At 66.0% G+C, this 15,408-nt stretch carries 14 protein-coding genes and 1 tRNA gene; 6 read left to right on the top strand and 9 right to left on the bottom strand.

Translation table 11 applies throughout. The features are described 5' to 3' along the window. Together P1K88_RS03985 and P1K88_RS03980 are read left to right on the top strand one after the other, a co-directional pair. Window positions 1-744, top strand: a complete 744-nt coding sequence (locus P1K88_RS03985) for an ATP-binding cassette domain-containing protein (protein ID WP_276412731.1) — start codon at window positions 1-3, stop codon at window positions 742-744. Next, window positions 741-1,481: an ATP-binding cassette domain-containing protein gene (locus P1K88_RS03980; RefSeq protein WP_276412729.1), complete on the top strand. Its 741-nt coding sequence runs from the start codon at window positions 741-743 to the stop codon at window positions 1,479-1,481. The genes P1K88_RS03985 and P1K88_RS03980 overlap by 4 nt, the downstream gene beginning before the upstream one ends. 126 nt (window positions 1,482-1,607) lie before the next feature. Here P1K88_RS03980 and P1K88_RS03975 read toward each other — a convergent pair whose 3' ends face one another. Both P1K88_RS03975 and P1K88_RS03970 read right to left on the bottom strand, forming a co-directional pair. Next, window positions 1,608-2,432 carry a phosphoenolpyruvate hydrolase family protein gene (locus P1K88_RS03975; protein ID WP_276414114.1) on the bottom strand — a complete coding sequence of 275 codons (825 nt, stop codon included), beginning with the start codon at window positions 2,430-2,432 and terminating at the stop codon, window positions 1,608-1,610. Between the two features lie 84 nt (window positions 2,433-2,516). Then, entirely contained in the window at window positions 2,517-2,936 is a 420-nt protein-coding gene (locus P1K88_RS03970) for a cupin domain-containing protein (RefSeq protein ID WP_276412728.1), read from the bottom strand. Window positions 2,937-4,033: 1,097 nt separating this feature from the next. Here P1K88_RS03970 and P1K88_RS03965 point away from each other — a divergent pair. Continuing rightward, complete coding sequence (locus P1K88_RS03965; protein ID WP_379786676.1) at window positions 4,034-4,450, top strand: beta/alpha barrel domain-containing protein; 417 nt, start codon at window positions 4,034-4,036, stop codon at window positions 4,448-4,450. A gap of 136 nt (window positions 4,451-4,586) precedes the next feature. Here the strand turns inward: P1K88_RS03965 and P1K88_RS03960 are convergent, their stop codons facing one another. Then, window positions 4,587-5,195 (bottom strand): hypothetical protein, encoded by a 609-nt coding sequence (locus P1K88_RS03960; RefSeq protein WP_276412726.1) that lies wholly within the window; start codon window positions 5,193-5,195, stop codon window positions 4,587-4,589. A gap of 121 nt (window positions 5,196-5,316) precedes the next feature. Between P1K88_RS03960 and P1K88_RS03955 the strand changes: the two genes are divergently transcribed. After that, window positions 5,317-6,615, top strand: coding sequence for a cytochrome P450 (locus tag P1K88_RS03955; protein WP_276412724.1), 1,299 nt, complete (start codon window positions 5,317-5,319; stop codon window positions 6,613-6,615). A gap of 84 nt (window positions 6,616-6,699) precedes the next feature. On the opposite strand, the gene katG is transcribed toward P1K88_RS03955, so the two are convergent. Continuing rightward, window positions 6,700-8,835, bottom strand: coding sequence for a catalase/peroxidase HPI (gene katG, locus P1K88_RS03950; protein WP_276412723.1), 2,136 nt, complete (start codon window positions 8,833-8,835; stop codon window positions 6,700-6,702). Window positions 8,836-9,114: 279 nt separating this feature from the next. Between katG and P1K88_RS03945 the strand changes: the two genes are divergently transcribed. Further along, the gene (locus P1K88_RS03945; RefSeq protein ID WP_276412722.1) at window positions 9,115-9,486 is read left to right on the top strand and encodes an Hsp20/alpha crystallin family protein; all 372 of its coding nucleotides are present in this window, start codon (window positions 9,115-9,117) and stop codon (window positions 9,484-9,486) included. A gap of 821 nt (window positions 9,487-10,307) precedes the next feature. Here the strand turns inward: P1K88_RS03945 and P1K88_RS03940 are convergent. The 3 genes from P1K88_RS03940 to P1K88_RS03930 form a co-directional block, all read right to left on the bottom strand. Then, a tRNA-Arg gene (locus tag P1K88_RS03940) sits at window positions 10,308-10,380 on the bottom strand. A gap of 49 nt (window positions 10,381-10,429) precedes the next feature. Further along, window positions 10,430-11,014 carry a 2Fe-2S iron-sulfur cluster-binding protein gene (locus tag P1K88_RS03935; RefSeq protein ID WP_276412721.1) on the bottom strand — a complete coding sequence of 195 codons (585 nt, stop codon included), beginning with the start codon at window positions 11,012-11,014 and terminating at the stop codon, window positions 10,430-10,432. 166 nt (window positions 11,015-11,180) lie between these two features. Then, window positions 11,181-12,077 (bottom strand): NADP-dependent phosphogluconate dehydrogenase, encoded by an 897-nt coding sequence (locus P1K88_RS03930; protein WP_276412719.1) that lies wholly within the window; start codon window positions 12,075-12,077, stop codon window positions 11,181-11,183. An 87-nt stretch (window positions 12,078-12,164) separates the two neighbouring features. On the opposite strand from P1K88_RS03930, the gene P1K88_RS03925 reads away from it, so the two are divergent. Beyond that, on the top strand, window positions 12,165-13,247 hold the full coding sequence (locus tag P1K88_RS03925) for an aminopeptidase (RefSeq protein WP_276412717.1): 1,083 nt from the start codon (window positions 12,165-12,167) through the stop codon (window positions 13,245-13,247). Between the two features lie 64 nt (window positions 13,248-13,311). Here P1K88_RS03925 and P1K88_RS03920 read toward each other — a convergent pair whose 3' ends face one another. Next, entirely contained in the window at window positions 13,312-13,545 is a 234-nt protein-coding gene (locus P1K88_RS03920; RefSeq protein ID WP_276412715.1) for a hypothetical protein, read from the bottom strand. Between the two features lie 114 nt (window positions 13,546-13,659). Further along, a complete protein-coding gene (gene flaJ, locus P1K88_RS03915) occupies window positions 13,660-15,408 on the bottom strand; it encodes an archaellar assembly protein FlaJ (RefSeq protein ID WP_276412713.1) in 1,749 nt (582 codons plus the stop codon).

Here is a 15,408-nt window from a genome sequence, read left to right as displayed (position 1 = left end):
ATGTCGGCAGACGACCCGCTCCTTTCGGTACGCAACCTCTCGAAGAGCTACGGCCCGGTGGTGGCTATCGACGACATCTCGTTCGACCTGGAGCGCAACTCGATCCTCGGGCTGATAGGTGACAACGGCGCCGGGAAGTCCACGCTGTTGAAGATCCTCAACGGCTTCGTCCAGCACGACTCGGGTGAGGTGGTCCTCGACGGCGAGGAGGTCGTCTTCGCGAACCCACAGGAGGCCCGTCGAGCGGGCGTCGCGATGACCTACGAGGAGTTCGCCCTGGTCGACGACACGCCCGTCTGGGAGAACTTCTTCATGGGACGGGAGAAGGCCAACTCGTACGGCCCGATAAAGACCGTCCGCGGGGGCGAGATGCGCAAGGAAGTAGAGCAAAAGCTCGCCGAGTACGGATTCGACTTCGGCGTCGAGAAGAAGGCGAGCGAGCTTTCGGGCGGTCAGCGCCGGATCCTCGTCGTCAGTCGAGCGATCGAGTCAGATCCGAAGCTCCTGTTGCTGGACGAGCCGTTCCGGGGGCTCTCGGAGCGGGCGATCAACCAGCTCTGGGACATCCTGCACGACTTCACCGACACCGGCTCGGTGATCATCACGAGCCAGTGGTACAGCTCGGTCGAGGAGAACATCGACGACGTCGCCATCTTCAGGCAGGGCCACAAGGTGGGCCAGTTCGCGAACGACGCCGTCGACAGCAAGGAGTGTAACCGGCTGATGATGGAGGGCGAGGCATGAGCGACGCGGACGTCGTCCTGGACGTGAAGGGCATCTCGAAGAGCTACGGCCCGGTGCTTGCACTCGACGACGTCTCGTTCTCCCTGGACCGCAACGCCGCGATGGGGCTGGTCGGGGACAACGGTGCCGGGAAGTCGACGCTGCTGAAGGTCCTGAACGGCTATCTCAAGCCGGACTCCGGGGAGATCGTGCTCGACGGAGAGCCCGTCTCGTTCGACAGTCCACAGGACGCGGCCGACGCGGGTATCGCGATGACCTACCAGTACATGGCGCTCGTCGACAAGGCGACCGTCTGGGAGAACTTCTTCATGGGTCGGGAGATGACCAACTCGCGTGGCCCGATCAAGACGCTCCGGAAGGGCAAGATGATCCAGCAGGTCGAAGCGAAACTCGACGAGTACGGGGTGGAGTCGCTCGATCCGCGAGACCGCGTCGAAGACCTTACCGGCGGGCAGAAACAGATCCTCTCGATCAGTCGGTCGATCGAGTCCGAACCCGACGTGTTGATGCTCGACGAACCGCTGACCGAGCTCTCGCGGCGCGACAGGGAGTCGGTGATCCGGTTCGTGAAGTCGTTGCGAGATCAGACGGATACCTCGATCATCCTCGTCTCACACGACCTGGAGATCGTCAGGGACCTCGTCGACGATATCATGATTCTGAACGAGGGGAAAAAGACGCTGTCGGGGACGCCGGCGAACCTCTCGACGGACGAGATCGTCGAACAGATGGTGTGAGCGGGCGGCGCGCCTTTTGCTGGTCGTCACGCGGTGCGACTGCGCCACGGGGCCGACTCCCGCGGGCCCGGGTTCGCCGAACGGACGGCCGGTCCGACTCACCGAACGCCCGAGTGACGCCCCCGGTTACAGGACGTCCTTGAAATCCGCGACCTGCTGCTCGATGGCGCGCTCGGTCGGGAGCCGTTCGACGCTCGACGCGCCGAAGAAGCCGTGGACGCCCTCGGTGTGTTCCATGGAGTAGGCGACGTCCTCGGGCTCTGCGAGGGCACCGCCGTGAGAGATGACCAGGACCTCGTCGTCGACCGAAACCGCAGCGTCGCGGAGTCGCTGGACCGTCTCCGAGGCCTCTTCGAGCGGCGAGACGTCCGCCGCGCCGATGTCACCGCCTCTCGTCAGGCCCAGGTGGGCGACGACGATGTCGGCACCGGCCTCGACCATCCGACGGGCCTGCTCCTCGTCGAAGACGTACGGTGCGGTGAGAAGGCCCTTGTCGCTCGCCATCTCGATCATCTCGATTTCCCTGTCGTAGCCCAGTCCGAGTTCGTCGAGTTCCTCGCCGAACTTCCCGTCGATGAGTCCGTGCGTCGGGAAGTTCTGGACACCGGAGAAGCCGAGGCGCTTGATCTCGTCGAGGAAGACGTCCATGTCGCGAAACGGGTCTGTCGCGTGGACACCGGCGAGGACCGGCGTGTTCTCGACGACCGGGATCACCTCGCCGGCCATGTCGACGACGATCTCGTTCGCGTCGCCGTAGGCGAGCAACCCGGCGTGGGAACCCCGCCCGGCCATGCGGTAGCGCCCCGAGTTGTAGATGATGATCAAGTCAGTCCCGCCTCGCTCGGCGAACTTCGCCGAGATACCGGTGCCAGCGCCCGACCCGATGATCGGCTCGCCGGCGTCGACGGTCTCTTGGAGCATTTGCATTGATTCCGCGCGACTGAATTTCATACTCATACGCCGTGTCGGCACGGAGACTCGGCAGGCATAATAATCTATGCCCCGTTCGTCGGTGGCTGCCCCGGCTACCTTCCCTCACGACGAGTCCGTATCACTCGCGACACCGGGTGGAAGAACCGTACTCTCCGGCATGTCAGCGAGCCCCGACTCTGGTCCCGGTGGCCCGTATACCGCGATGAACCGCAACGGTTCCCAGCTCGTATTGTGTGTGCTGTGCTCGACGCCGGCCGGGATGTATACCATATGTCCAGCCGACACGTCGCGTTCCTCATCGGCAACTGTCTGGACCCCTGAACCGGTCATGAAGTAGAGGATCTCCTCACTGTCAGGATGCACGTGTCGCTCGTGTGCCGCACCCGGCTCGAGGACGACGACACCGGCGCTGAACGACTCGGAACCGGTCACGGCCGGGGAACTCATCCACTTGCTCTTGCCCCAGTCGAACTGTACCGTCTCGACGTCCTGTGGCTCTATGAATCGGTTATCGCTCGCCATCGACGTATCCAACGCGAACTGTGACATTAAATATTGTGTCGGGGCCCCGCTTCGTCTGGCACCGTTGTTCGGAGTTCGGTCACAGGTGCGAGACGTTACGACAGCCATGTCGGCCTGTGAAGCGATACCCGGGAAGAGAGACCAGGGTATCGGAGACTCCGGTCAGGCTCAGAAGACCAAACTCACTTCGAAATACCGAACCGACCGACTGAGGACGGAACAGCGACATCGATACCGCCGGATGACCGTCTCTCACATCGGCCCCGACAACGGAAGTCCGGAGCCGGCGTCGAGTGAGATATCGTGAACGCGGGGATGCTGCGCTGAGCACCGTCAGCGCCGTCCGGAAGCGTATGTTCTCTGGTATCCCTCGTCAGGGACGGTTCAGTACAAGTGAACGGACGTTTCGGCGCCTTGTGACATCGAGGGACGAGCCAAAGATAGGCGCCGGATCTGACCGACGGTCAGTATCCGGTAACGCGTCGAGACTGCAGAGAGACTGGGCCACACCCTGGTTCACACCTGAAATCAAGATCGTTGAATGCGCTCCGTGACACTCCCGACACACCTGCCGGTCGCGAAGCGCTACCCGATCGAGCACTGAGTGCTCACCCGGAATCCGACCCCCGACTCGGTGAGAACACGCGACCGGGAGATGGAGCCGGACGGGAGAGACACCACCGGCGACCAGCTCCGCGTTCGGGCCACTCGACACGACGAGCCCGAAATCAGCCACGGTCACAGCGGAACTGCTCGGGGATTCGTCGAATCTGCTCACTGGGCCGTGGTGACGGGAAACGCGCGAGACGATACCGATACGTGTCGACCTCGACCGGACCCACAGTGGCGCCGCCTCGCTGACATCTGAGCGAACGGTCGCAAGGAGAGCACTCTACCAGAGACGGAGATGTGTTCAGTTTCAGTGAACAGCGGTCCTATCCGCTACATCTATTGAATAGATATTTATACTGTCTGAACAACTGTTCCTCCTGGCCGACATAACCTCCGGTGCGACCGTAGCGCTGTACTGGGAGATCCCGGAACGGAACCCCCACCTAACACGCGTACGTCCATTATTTTGAGGGACGGTCAACGTAATAGTCGGCCAGACGCCCGAGACCGTCCTCGAACAGGCGAAATTGATGGAGGAGTACGGGGCCGACGCCGTCTACGTCATGGACTCGGCGGGGGCGATGCTCCCCAGCGACGTCCGCGACCGGGTGGGACTGCTCGCCGACGAGCTCTCCATCGACGTCGGCTTCCACGCCCACGGCAACCTGGGCCTGGGCGCCGGCTCGGGCAACGCCCAGATGGGGTGCTGGTCGTCGGCCAGGAGGACCTCATCACCGACATCGTCTCACACCTCGCCGACGAACGGGACGCGGCCGCCGAGTCCGACGACTGGACCGTCGCCGGTACCGGGGATTCGTCACCCACCATACGTATCGATATATACACTATATCAACGTATTCTGGAGGGGTATGCTTTCACTCTCGTGTATTTAGATACGTAATTGGGAAAAGTACTGGCATATTATTATTTTTGTACCCTATTAGAGAGTTCTTTTACATATATCGGACTTCCACATCTATTTCTACAGCAAGAGGGTTCTGGTCGGACGCCCCTGCCGCAGAACGACGTGTGAGCGGTCAGGCAGCCGCCGCCGGCATCGAGAGTCGGTCGGGGAACCAGACCCGGACGGCGGCCCAGAGGAAGACCACACCGAGGAGGAGGCCGCCGATCGACTGGAGCAAGGTGTGAGCCCCGGCGAGCGGCCGGGCGACGACCATCCCGAGGGCGAGGGCAGAAAGCGGGGCGAATCGCCAGTCGACCAGGCCGAGGTAGCCTGCCGGGACCACCGCGTAGAGGACGTGGCTCGAGACGTCCCAGAACGGGGTGACCAGGAGGTGGGGGACGGTGACGCCGACCAGCAGCGCCGCAAAGCCCGGCACCAGAGTCCCCCAGCGCCGTCGTCGCCAGACTGCCCAGATGAGGAGGACACCGAGGCCGAGGCCGGCGCTGCCCGTCGCATCAGGTGCCCACGTGGGCGGATGGGCGACGAGGCGCGGGACGCCCTGGTAGACGAGGAAGGCGACGGCCCACCCGACGCCGAGGGTGGCGACTCGCGCCCCGAGGGTCGCCAGTGACCGGTCGGGTACCGCCCGCCACTCGTAGCCGATGAGCAACAGGCCACAGACGAGCACGAATATCTCGGGGGCGAACACGTCGGAGTACGTCTGTGCGACCTCCGTGAGCATACGGTCGTGTGGCCGCAGGTATCCCACCTGTCGGTTTCGGTTCGGCGGCGGGATGGCCGTGGGACACGGGGCCGGGCGACGAACTCAACACTTTTGTCCGGGGGCCGACACCGCTGGGAACATGGCAGAGGAATCCCCGCCCGCGCCGCCTGGGTGGCCGGCGCTGGGCCACACGGTCGGTTTCGCGAGAGACCCGTTCGGGTTCGTGGCGGAGGCCGTCGAATCGACCGGCGACGTCTTCCGTATGCGATTGCTCGGCAAGGACGTCACCGTCGTCGCCCACCCGGACCACGTCGGGGCGGTGCTGCGTGACCGGGAGCGGTTCGCGAAACTCGACGACTTCACGGTCGCCTTCGGTGAAGCGCTGCTCGCCGTCGAGGGCGACCAGTGGCGGCGCCAGCGCCACGCCATGGAGGACTTTTTCAGTCCCACCCGCATCGGCGAGTACGCGTCGACGATGTCCGCGCTCGCCCACGATCGACTCGACGGGTGGGACGCCCCGGCGACGGTCAGACTCGACGAGGAGATGCGCGTCCTCGCGCTGGAGAACCTGTTCGAGGTGGTCCTGGGACACTCGATCGCGGGCGCGGAACTCGCGTCGCTGACCGAGGCCGCCCACGCGTTGAACGGCTGGTTCGAACCGACGTCGTGGGTGCTGCCCGACTGGGTGCCGACGCCGGCCCGGCGACGGTTCCGCCGTGGGTCGGCCGCGTTGCGGGAGCGAGCGCGGTCGCTCCTGTCGGCCGCCGGGACCGACCCCGACGCGGACAGCCTGCTCGCGACGCTCGCGTCGCTGCGCGAGGACCCGACGTCGGGCTTCGACGAGTCGGCGGTGCTCGACCAGGTCGTCGGGATGCTCTTTGCCGGCCACGAGACCACCGCGCTGGCGATGACGTACGCCCTCCACCAGCTCGGGTTGCATCCGGCGGTCGCCGAGCGCGCCGCGGCGGAAGTCGACGCAGTCCTCGACGGACGGGCGACGCTTTCGGACCTGCAGGACCTCGAGTACGTAGAGCGGGTCGTCGACGAGACGCTGCGGCTCTACCCGCCGGTCCACGCGATTCCCCGCGTCACGACCGAAGCGGTCGAGGTCGGCGACTGGCACCTGCCCGCCGGCGAGCAGGTGCTCCTCTCGGTGTGGAACGTCCACCGCGACAGCCGGTTCTACGACGCCCCGCGGACGTTCGACCCGGACCGGTGGGCCGGGACCTCGCCGCGCGAGAAGGCCGACGCGTTCGTCCCCTTCGGTTCCGGCGCCCGCATCTGCATCGGGCGCCACTTCGCCCGTCTCGAGATGAAAGCCGTGCTCGCCGCGGTGCTCTCGCGGTACCGCCTGGAGGCATCCGATGAGATAGCCGTGGCACCACAGATGACGGCACAGCCGGACGGCCCGGTCCGAGTGCACGTCGAGTCGCGGTAATCCAGCGGTAGCGAACAACGAGCGGATACGGTGACGCCTGCCCGGCCCGTCGCCGGACGTCAGCGGGCACCGCGCCGTGGGTACTTACTCGAGGTCGAAGCGGTCCAGCTGCATCACTTTGTGCCAGGCGTCGACGAAGTCGCGGACGAACTTCTCCTCGGCGTCGTCACACGCGTACGCCTCAGCGATGGCCCGGAGCCGGGAGTTCGACCCGAAGACGAGGTCGACGCGGGTCGCCGTCCACTCGAGTTCGCCCGTCTCGCGGTCGTAGCCCTCGTAGAGGCCGTCCTCGTCGGCCGGTTCCCACTCCGTGTCCATGCCGAGCAGGTTCACGAAGAAGTCGTTGGTCAGCGTCCCGGGCTCGTCGGTGAAGACGCCGTGGGCCGTCCCCTGGTAGTTCGCGTCCAGCGCGCGCATCCCGCCGACTAGCACCGTCATCTCCGACGGCGTCAGCGTCAGCAGGTCGGCCCTGTCGACCAGCAGTTCCTCGGCCGACTCGGCGGCGTCGTCGGGGAGGTAGTTCCGGAACCCGTCGGCCCGTGGCTCCAGGGCCTCGAAGGAGTCGACGTCGGTCTGGTCCTGCGAGGCGTCGGTGCGACCAGGTTCGAACGGGACCGTCACGTCGTAGCCGGCGTCGGCCGCCGCCTGCTCGACGGCGGCGTTGCCGCCCAGCACGATGAGGTCGGCCAGCGAGACCCGCGTCCCGTCGGACCGGGACTCGTCGAACTCCTGCTTGATATCTTCGAGGGTGTCGAGCACGGTCGCCAGCGCCTCGGGTTCGTTCACGTCCCAGCTGCGCTGGGGTTCCAGGCGGATACGGGCGCCGTTGGCGCCACCGCGCTTGTCGCTGTCGCGGTACGTCGAGGCCGCCGCCCAGGCGGTCTTGGCCAGCTGGGCGACCGAGAGGTCCGACTCGAGGAGCTCGGCCTTGAGCTCCTCGGCCGCCTCGTCGCCGATGAGCGCGTGGCCGACGTCGGGAATCGGGTCCTGCCAGATCAGCTCCTCGTCGGGCACCTCGGGGCCGAGGAACCGGGACGGCGGGCCCATGTCGCGGTGGATGAGCTTGTACCACGCCCTGGCGAAGTTCGCCTGGAACTCGCCGGGGTTCTCCTGGTAGCGCTCGACGATCTCCCGGTAGTCCGGGTCTTTCTTGAGCGCGATGTCCGTCGTCAGCATCATCGGCGTGACCTTCTCCGACGGGTCGTGGACGTCCGGGGCGCTCTCGTGGAGGTCCTCGTCCGTGGGCTGCCACTGCCAGGCGCCGCCGGGGCCCTTGTGCGGTTCCCACTCGTACTCGAGCAGGTTGTTCAGGTAGCCCATGTCCCACGAGATGGGGGCGTCCGTCCAGGGGCCCTCGATGCCGCTGGTGATGGTGTCCGGTCCCTTGCCGGACCCGTACTCGTTCTCCCAGCCCAGGCCCTGCTGCTCCATGGGAGCCGCCTCGGGTTCGGGGCCGAGGTTGTCACTGGAGTCGGCGCCGTGGACCTTCCCGAACGTGTGACCGCCGGCGATGAGCGCCACCGTCTCCTCGTCGTTCATCGCCATGCGGCTGAACGACTCGCGGATGTTCGTCGCGGAGGCCTCGGGGTCCGGTTGGCCGTCGGGTCCCTCGGGGTTGACGTAGATGAGGCCCATGACGGTCGCACCCAGACCCTCCTGGAGGTCGCCGTCCTCGCCGAAGCGCTCGGAGGCCTCCATCTCGTCCTCGGGGCCCCAGTCGACGGCGTCGTCGGGTTCCCAGTCGTCCTCGCGGCCGCCGGCGAACCCGAACGTCTCGAAGCCCATCGACTCCAGGGCGACGTTGCCGGCGAGCACCAGCAGGTCGGCCCACGAGAGTTTGCGGCCGTACTTCTGCTTGACCGGCCAGAGCAGTCGGCGCGCCTTGTCGAGGTTCGCGTTGTCCGGCCAGCTGTTGAGCGGGGCGAAGCGCTGCCGGCCGCCGGCCGCGCCGCCGCGGCCGTCGCTCGTGCGGTACGTCCCGGCGCTGTGCCACGCCATCCGGATGAAAAGCGGGCCGTAGTGGCCGTAGTCAGCGGGCCACCAGTCCTGGGACGTCGTCATCACGTCTTCGATGTCCGCTTTGACGGCGTCGAGATCGAGGGACTCGAACGCCTCGGCGTAATCGAAGTCGTCGTCCATCGGACCGACCTGACGGACGTTCTGATCGAGGATGTGCAAGTCCAGCTGATTCGGCCACCAGTCTTGGTCGGGACCAGGCATGGACAATATGTTTTTGCTTTCCAGTATTAAGAATTGCTAATCAAGAAACGAAGTCTTCTTTTCATCCGAATCGGGGCTCTCGTTCGAGAAATCCGTAGCGGCCGTCACCGCGCCTCGAATCCGGTACTCCGGCGACTCTGACGCCCCAGGTGTACGTTGACGGCCCGCCACGTCGATTCGTCACGATATCAATTTGATAAAATACGTCGCTGCGTGATAATAACAACACTATTTATTCCGAACCGCAGATAATCGACCAGTGGAACGAGGTGACCAGCGATGGCTCTGCCAACTGGTACCGCGAGTTCCTGGCTGCAGGGCACAGACTTCCCGAGTCGACTGTTCGAGACCGGACGGAACGACTACGAGCTGTACGAGGAAGACGAGGAGTTCGTCCTGAGCGTCGAGATGCCGGGCTTCGACCCCGAGGAGATATCGGTGTCGTGGGACGACGGCGTGCTCAACATCGCCGCCGAACACGAGGACGAGCGCCGCGGTGAGCGCAGGACCTACCACCGGCGGTTCCGCTTCCCCAAGCACGTCGACGACGAGGACAGCACCGCACAGTACAACAACGGGATCCTCGAGATTCGCCTGCCGGTGATGCAGGACGCGACCGCCCGCGGTCGCGAGGTCGAGATCCAGGCCTGATCGTCGATGTCCCCGCTCAGCGGGGTCCTCGGGGAGAACACGGGGTGAGCCCGCCCGTCAGACCGACCCCGACGTGGCGTCGCGCAGTCGCCTCGTCCGTACTGTCGTCGGGCACAGACGGGTCCGCGGGCACCGCGTCGGGACCCGACGGGTCGGTCACCGTCCCCCCGTCGGAGCGGACGGCCTGGACGTCGTCGTCTCGCTGCCGCGGTCGCAGGCTCGCGAGCGGGCACAGCCCCACGTACCACCACCGAACCGGTGTTCGGGGGCGACGCGACGTGCCGCTCTCACAGCAATCACAGCCACACTCACGCGAGACCCCCTGGCCGTGACTGGTACCACCCCGACCGTGAGGCGTCGAACCCCCCGAGCCGCCACGCGTGGCAGCTCGCTCGTGCCGACCATACGTACGTCCCGGCCACTGGATAGGCAACCACTCTAACGAAGTTGATGTTTTCCTGGACCTGGCCGGTATCCGGGTCGATACTGCCGCCCGTCCCGCGGCGACACCCCCGACGACGTAAAAAGTGGACGGGCGGCGAGGGATTCGAACCACGAGCATGCGGCGAGCGAAGCGAGCCGTTTCACTCCGACGAACGAAGTGAGTCGGAGCAGTTTTTCCCCACGTTTTTACGAGGAGTGGGTCCCGCAGCGAGCGTCGCGAGCGAGGAACCTCGACGACGTAAAAAGTGGACGGGCGGCGAGGGATTCGAACCGAGTGGAGACGATCGCCCTCGCTTCGCTCGGGCGCTGCGACTCCCCGGGTTCAAATCTCTCTCGTGTCTGTTCGTTCGCGCTCACAGCCGTTCGCGCAGAACTCACGGGCGGCGAGGGATTTGAACCCCCGACCATCTGGTCCGGAACCAGGCGTTCTGTCCGCTGAACTAGCCGCCCACGGGGGAGAATATTCGAGTCGGCCTCTTAACGGTTGTGAACCCGGGAGTCAGGGGGACTCGCCGGTCTCGATGGTGAAGTCCGCGACGGGGTAGGCGACGCAGGTCAGGCAGTAGCCGTCCTCCATGTCGTCTTCGAACAGCGACTCGTTCTGGCTGTGGCGGATGTAGTCCTCGGCCGGACCGTCCTCAATGTGGCCGGCACAGGAGATACACTGGCCCTGGCGGCAGGCGTAGGGGAGGTCCCAGCCCTCGTCCTCGCCGGCGTCCAGAACCGTCTCGTTGTTCGCGACTTCGATGGTCTCGCCCTCCTTCGCGAACTCGATCTCGTAGTACTCGACCTCGTCGTCGGCGATGGAGTCGGGATCGAAGCCGGCCTCCTCCTCGGCCGCCTCGCCCTCCTCGAGTTCGCCCTCGGCCTCGCCGGCCGGAATCGCACCGGCAGGCGCGCCGCCGCCGATAGAGCGATTGTAGGGTTCGGGGAAGTCCGTCTCGGGTACCGTCGCGGCCCGCTGTTCGAGCACCTGCTGGGAGATGTCCTCCGGTGCCTCCCACCCGGTCCCCTTCGCGTAGTGGAGCGCCACTACGATGAGGGTGAGCGTGGCCCCGGCGGCGATGCCTACCAGTTCAACCATATGCGCGGCTATGGAGTACTGGGTTAACTAACCTTTGGATTCCTCGCGGCCGCAGGCTGGTGGTTTGCCGGGTCGAGACCCGCCGCTGCGCTCGCGCTCTCGCTACTCGCGGTTCCCGCTGTTCACCGCTCGTGTGTCGAGACCCCTCGCTTCGCTCGGGCTCTCGCTACTGCCGCGGGACCTCGTGGCGACCGAATCCGTAGCGCAGTCGGTTGGCCAGCCGGCGCGAGAATCGGCCGTCGTCGGCGCGGGACCCGAACCGTTCGGCCAGCGCCTGGTAGATGAGCGGCATCGGTACCTCCTGTTCGAGGGCCTCCTGGACGGTCCAGGTGCCCGTCGACCCGCCCTCGACGCGGTCGGCGACGTCGCCCAGGTCGGTGCCCTCCTCGCGGAACGCCTCCTCGCAGAGTTCCAGCAGCCACGACCGGATGACCGCGCCGTTGTTCAAGGTGCGCGAGACGGCCGCCAGATCGAGGTCGTAGCGGCCGTTCGCGAGCAGTTCGAACCCCTCGCCGTAGGCCTGCATCAGCGCGTACTCGACGCCGTTGTGGACCATCTTCACGTAGTGGCCCGACCCGGCGGGACCCATGCGGTCGTGGCCCGCCGGCCCGGTCGCGACGGCGTCGAACACAGGCGTGAGTTCGTCGTAGGCCCACTGCGGCCCGCCGACCATCAGCGAGAAGCCCAGGTCCGCGCCGGCGGGACCGCCGGAGGTCCCACAGTCCAGGTAGGCCGCGTCGGTCGACTCGGCCCGTCGGACCGAGTCCTCGAAGTGGGAGTTCCCGCCGTCGACGACGACGTCGTCGCCGTCCACGAGCCCCTCGAGTTCGTCCAGCGCCGCGTCGACCGGGTCGCCCGCGGGGACCATCAGCCAGATGCGCTTCTCGTCGCCCAGCTCGTCGGCCACGTCGGGGATAGAGTCCGCGGGGGTCGCACCGGCGTCGGCGGCCGCCGCGACGGCTTCCTCGTCGATGTCGAAGACGACCACGTCGTGGCCCGCCTCGAGCACCCGGTCGACGACGATGCGGCCCATGCGTCCCAGTCCGATGACGCCAAGTTCCATACTCGCAGGTCAGCGACCGGGCAGGTAGGGGTTGCGGTTCTCGCGAGCGACCCGTGGTGTTTTGCCCGCGCCATCCGATCAGCGGGCATGGACGACCGCATCCGCGAACACGCGCGGACCCTGGTCGAGTGGAGCGCACGCATCGAGGCCGGGGACGACGTCGTCGTGCAGGTCGACGAGGGGGCACACGACCTCGCGGTGGCCGTCGCCGAGCAACTCGGCCGGAGCGGAGCGAACCTCGTGGCGACGTACAGTTCCGACGAGGTGACCCGGGCGTACCTGCGAGCGTTCGACGGGGAGTTCGAGGCCGACCCCGCGTACGAACTCGCACTGTACGAACAGGCCGACAGCGTCCTCGTCCTCTCGGGGTCGAACAACGTCGCCGGGAGCGCCGACGTGCCGAGCGAGACGCGACAGGCGTACGCCACGGCGCGAGCGGAGATCCGCGAGGCACGACTCGAGACGGACTGGGTCTCGACGCAGCACCCGACGCGGGCGATGGCCCAGCAGGCCGGGATGGCCTACGAGGCCTACCGGGACTTCGTCTACGACGCGACGCTCCGGGACTGGGCGGCACTCGCCGAGGAACAGGCCCGGTTGAAGGACATCCTCGACGCGGGCGAGACGGTCCGCATCGTCGGCGAGGGGACGGACCTCACGCTGGACATTGCCGACCGAATCGCCGTCAACTCCGCGGCGAGCGTGGCCTACGACTCGCACAACCTCCCCTCGGGCGAGGTGTTCACCGCGCCGGCCGACGCCGCCGGCGTCGTCACCTTCGACGTGCCGATGACCATCCAGGGCCAGCGCGTCAGCGGCGTCTCGCTGACGCTGAAGGACGGCGTCGTCGTCGACTGGGACGCCGAGCAGGGACTGGACGTCGTCACCGAGGTCGTCGAGACGGACGGCGGATCCCGACAGTTTGGCGAACTCGGTATCGGGATGAACCGCGGCGTCGACCGCGTCACCGACAACATCCTCTTCGACGAGAAGATGGGCGGCACCGTCCACCTCGCGCTCGGCCGGTCCTACGACGCCTGCCTCCCCGACGGCGAGACGGGGATCGAGAGCGCCGTCCACGAGGACCTCATCACGACGATGGGCGAGGGGTCGCGACTCGAGGTCGACGGCGAGATCGTCCAGGTGGACGGCACGTTCGTCTGGGAGTGAGTCGGGAGCACGCAGCGTTCGACCGAGGACCCGGTAGCCGACCGGTCGGCTTCGGCCGGCCCGGTCAGTCCTCGGACAGGGAGGCGACGGTGCGGTCGGACCGGTCGCTGGCCTTGACGGCTGCGGTGTAGGCCCGTTCCGTCTCCATGAGCGCCCCGATGACCTGGTCGGCGAACTCCCGGTCGCGTTCCAGGTCGAGTCCCTCAAGTACGATCGAGAGATGTTCGTAGGCCTCTGCCAGGTGGGCCTCGTGCGCACCGGTCGACCGATCGTCCCAGTCGGATGAGTCCGCGGCCATAGCTCACACGTCGGCCCACAGACGTGTTAGTAAAACAGGCATTAACGCGGGTCGACAGTGTCGGCCGTCAGGGCGACGACGCCGGTGCCGTCCCCGATTCCCACCGTTCGCCGGTCAGATCTGCAGGAACTGCGTCACCAGCCACTTCGTGAAGGTCCCGGTGAGTGCGCCGATCCACGAGAGGATGACGAAGTGCATGTAGGTGTTGGCCTTGTGCCCGCCGTCGACGGTCCGGACCATCAGGGCGGACAGCATCGCCGAGAACATGATGATGATGATGAGCAGGAACTCGATGAGCGGGATGTTGTAGACGCCGGTGTTGATGAGCGAGTCGACGTCGAGGCGACTCCCGGCGTTCAGGTCAAGCGACATCTGGGCCAGGATGTTGACGACCTGCAGGCCGATGAAGAAGGCGAACGTCGATGCCGCGGTGATGCCATAGAGGAGGCCGACGAGGGTCGTCGTCGCCTGCTTGCGCTGCTGGCGCAACTGCATCACCTCGTTCATGTTCGCGGCGATGAGCTCGCCCAGCTGCTTTGGCGAGCCGCCCATCTCCCTGCCGATGAGGTACATCTCCGAGAACGTCTGGATGAGATACGAGCGGCAGTCGGCCGTGAAGTACCGCCAGGCCGCCGACGGTTCGATGCGCATGTTCAGGCGCTTGTAGAGGTTGTTGATGTTCTCGGTCAGCGGGCCGAAGTCCTTCTTCCGGAGCGTCCGCAGGACCATCCCGGTCGTCGACTGCTTGGCTCCCTCGGTGGCCCCGAGCGCGCGGATGAAGCTCGGGAACTCGTTGTCCCGGCCCTTGATGCGCTGTTCCTCCTGGCGGAAGACGATGCCCGGGTACAGCATGGGCGTGATGGGGACGACAGCGTAGAGGGGCAGCGGGACCGACTCGACCATGAACAGGACGTCGTTGAGCGTGACCGGCGTCACGCCCAGCAGGCTCCCGACGACGAAGAGGACTAGCAGCACCGACAGGCCGACGCCGACGTACATCGACCGGTCGAGGCGCTCCTCGACGGGCGAGGGGTACTCCTCGGGGTGGTACCACACCGGGTCGTACGGCGCCATCGAGCGGATGGCGAGGAAGAAACCCGACTGGACGAAGATGAACATCACGATGACGGCGCTGACCGTCATCGTCGGGTTCGTCCCGGTCAGCACCGGCAGGACCACCGCGAACACCAGGGCGAACGTCATCGACAGGATCATCGACAGGTAGAGGTCTTTCATCACCTCGAGGCTGTCGAGCGAGCTCTCGTAGACCGTCGAGTAGTGCTGGATGATCTGGTCCTGCTCCGAGAGGAGGTAGTCCTCCAGGGACTGGCCGGCCCCGAGCGTGTAGGCCAGGCGGTCCAGGAAATCGGAGAAGGCGTCGCTGGGCACCTCCTTGGCCCGGCGACGGCAGGCGTCGTCGAGGCTCTGGTTCCAGGTGTCGACCAGCTGGACGATGCGGTGCATCTCGAGGGCGAGTTCGCCGTACTCGTCTTCCTGGGCGAGGGTACGGAACACCTCCATGCGGTCGATCTTCGTCGTCGCCAGCACCGTCATGTGGGTGATGAGCAGGTGAAAGCGGTTGTTGAGCTCGCGCTTGCGCTGGGAGAGCAGGATCTTCGGATAGAAGATCGCCGAGACCATCGCGAGAAAGCCCAGCAGCGGGATGGGCGCCTTGATGGTAAGCGGGAGGTCGAGCGCGAACGCGGCGACCGTAGAGAGAAGGAAGAAGGCGACCGAGGGCCCGAGGATGAAAAGGAGATACCGCTCTATCGGAATCGTCATCTGCCGGTAGGACTCGGCCAGGCCCTCGACCGTCTCGCTTATCGTCAGGTCCAGTCCGTTCTCCGCCTCGCCCTGAGCCAT

This window comes from Haloarcula halobia (assembly GCF_029338255.1).
Lineage (GTDB): Archaea > Halobacteriota > Halobacteria > Halobacteriales > Haloarculaceae > Haloarcula > Haloarcula halobia.
This window is presented reverse-complemented; position numbering and strand designations above follow the sequence as displayed.

What these genes read in the sequence shown, in the direction of transcription:
- P1K88_RS03985 (WP_276412731.1), top strand. Translation starts at nt 1, where the DNA reads ATGTCGGCAGACGACCCGCTCCTTTCGGTACGCAACCTCTCGAAGAGC.
- P1K88_RS03980 (WP_276412729.1), top strand. Translation starts at nt 741, where the DNA reads ATGAGCGACGCGGACGTCGTCCTGGACGTGAAGGGCATCTCGAAGAGC.
- P1K88_RS03975 (WP_276414114.1), bottom strand. Translation starts at nt 2,432, where the DNA reads ATGAAATTCAGTCGCGCGGAATCAATGCAAATGCTCCAAGAGACCGTC.
- P1K88_RS03970 (WP_276412728.1), bottom strand. Translation starts at nt 2,936, where the DNA reads ATGGCGAGCGATAACCGATTCATAGAGCCACAGGACGTCGAGACGGTA.
- P1K88_RS03960 (WP_276412726.1), bottom strand. Translation starts at nt 5,195, where the DNA reads ATGCTCACGGAGGTCGCACAGACGTACTCCGACGTGTTCGCCCCCGAG.
- P1K88_RS03955 (WP_276412724.1), top strand. Translation starts at nt 5,317, where the DNA reads ATGGCAGAGGAATCCCCGCCCGCGCCGCCTGGGTGGCCGGCGCTGGGC.
- katG (WP_276412723.1), bottom strand. Translation starts at nt 8,835, where the DNA reads ATGCCTGGTCCCGACCAAGACTGGTGGCCGAATCAGCTGGACTTGCAC.
- P1K88_RS03945 (WP_276412722.1), top strand. Translation starts at nt 9,115, where the DNA reads ATGGCTCTGCCAACTGGTACCGCGAGTTCCTGGCTGCAGGGCACAGAC.
- P1K88_RS03935 (WP_276412721.1), bottom strand. Translation starts at nt 11,014, where the DNA reads ATGGTTGAACTGGTAGGCATCGCCGCCGGGGCCACGCTCACCCTCATC.
- P1K88_RS03930 (WP_276412719.1), bottom strand. Translation starts at nt 12,077, where the DNA reads ATGGAACTTGGCGTCATCGGACTGGGACGCATGGGCCGCATCGTCGTC.
- P1K88_RS03925 (WP_276412717.1), top strand. Translation starts at nt 12,165, where the DNA reads ATGGACGACCGCATCCGCGAACACGCGCGGACCCTGGTCGAGTGGAGC.
- P1K88_RS03920 (WP_276412715.1), bottom strand. Translation starts at nt 13,545, where the DNA reads ATGGCCGCGGACTCATCCGACTGGGACGATCGGTCGACCGGTGCGCAC.
- flaJ (WP_276412713.1), bottom strand. Translation starts at nt 15,408, where the DNA reads ATGGCTCAGGGCGAGGCGGAGAACGGACTGGACCTGACGATAAGCGAG.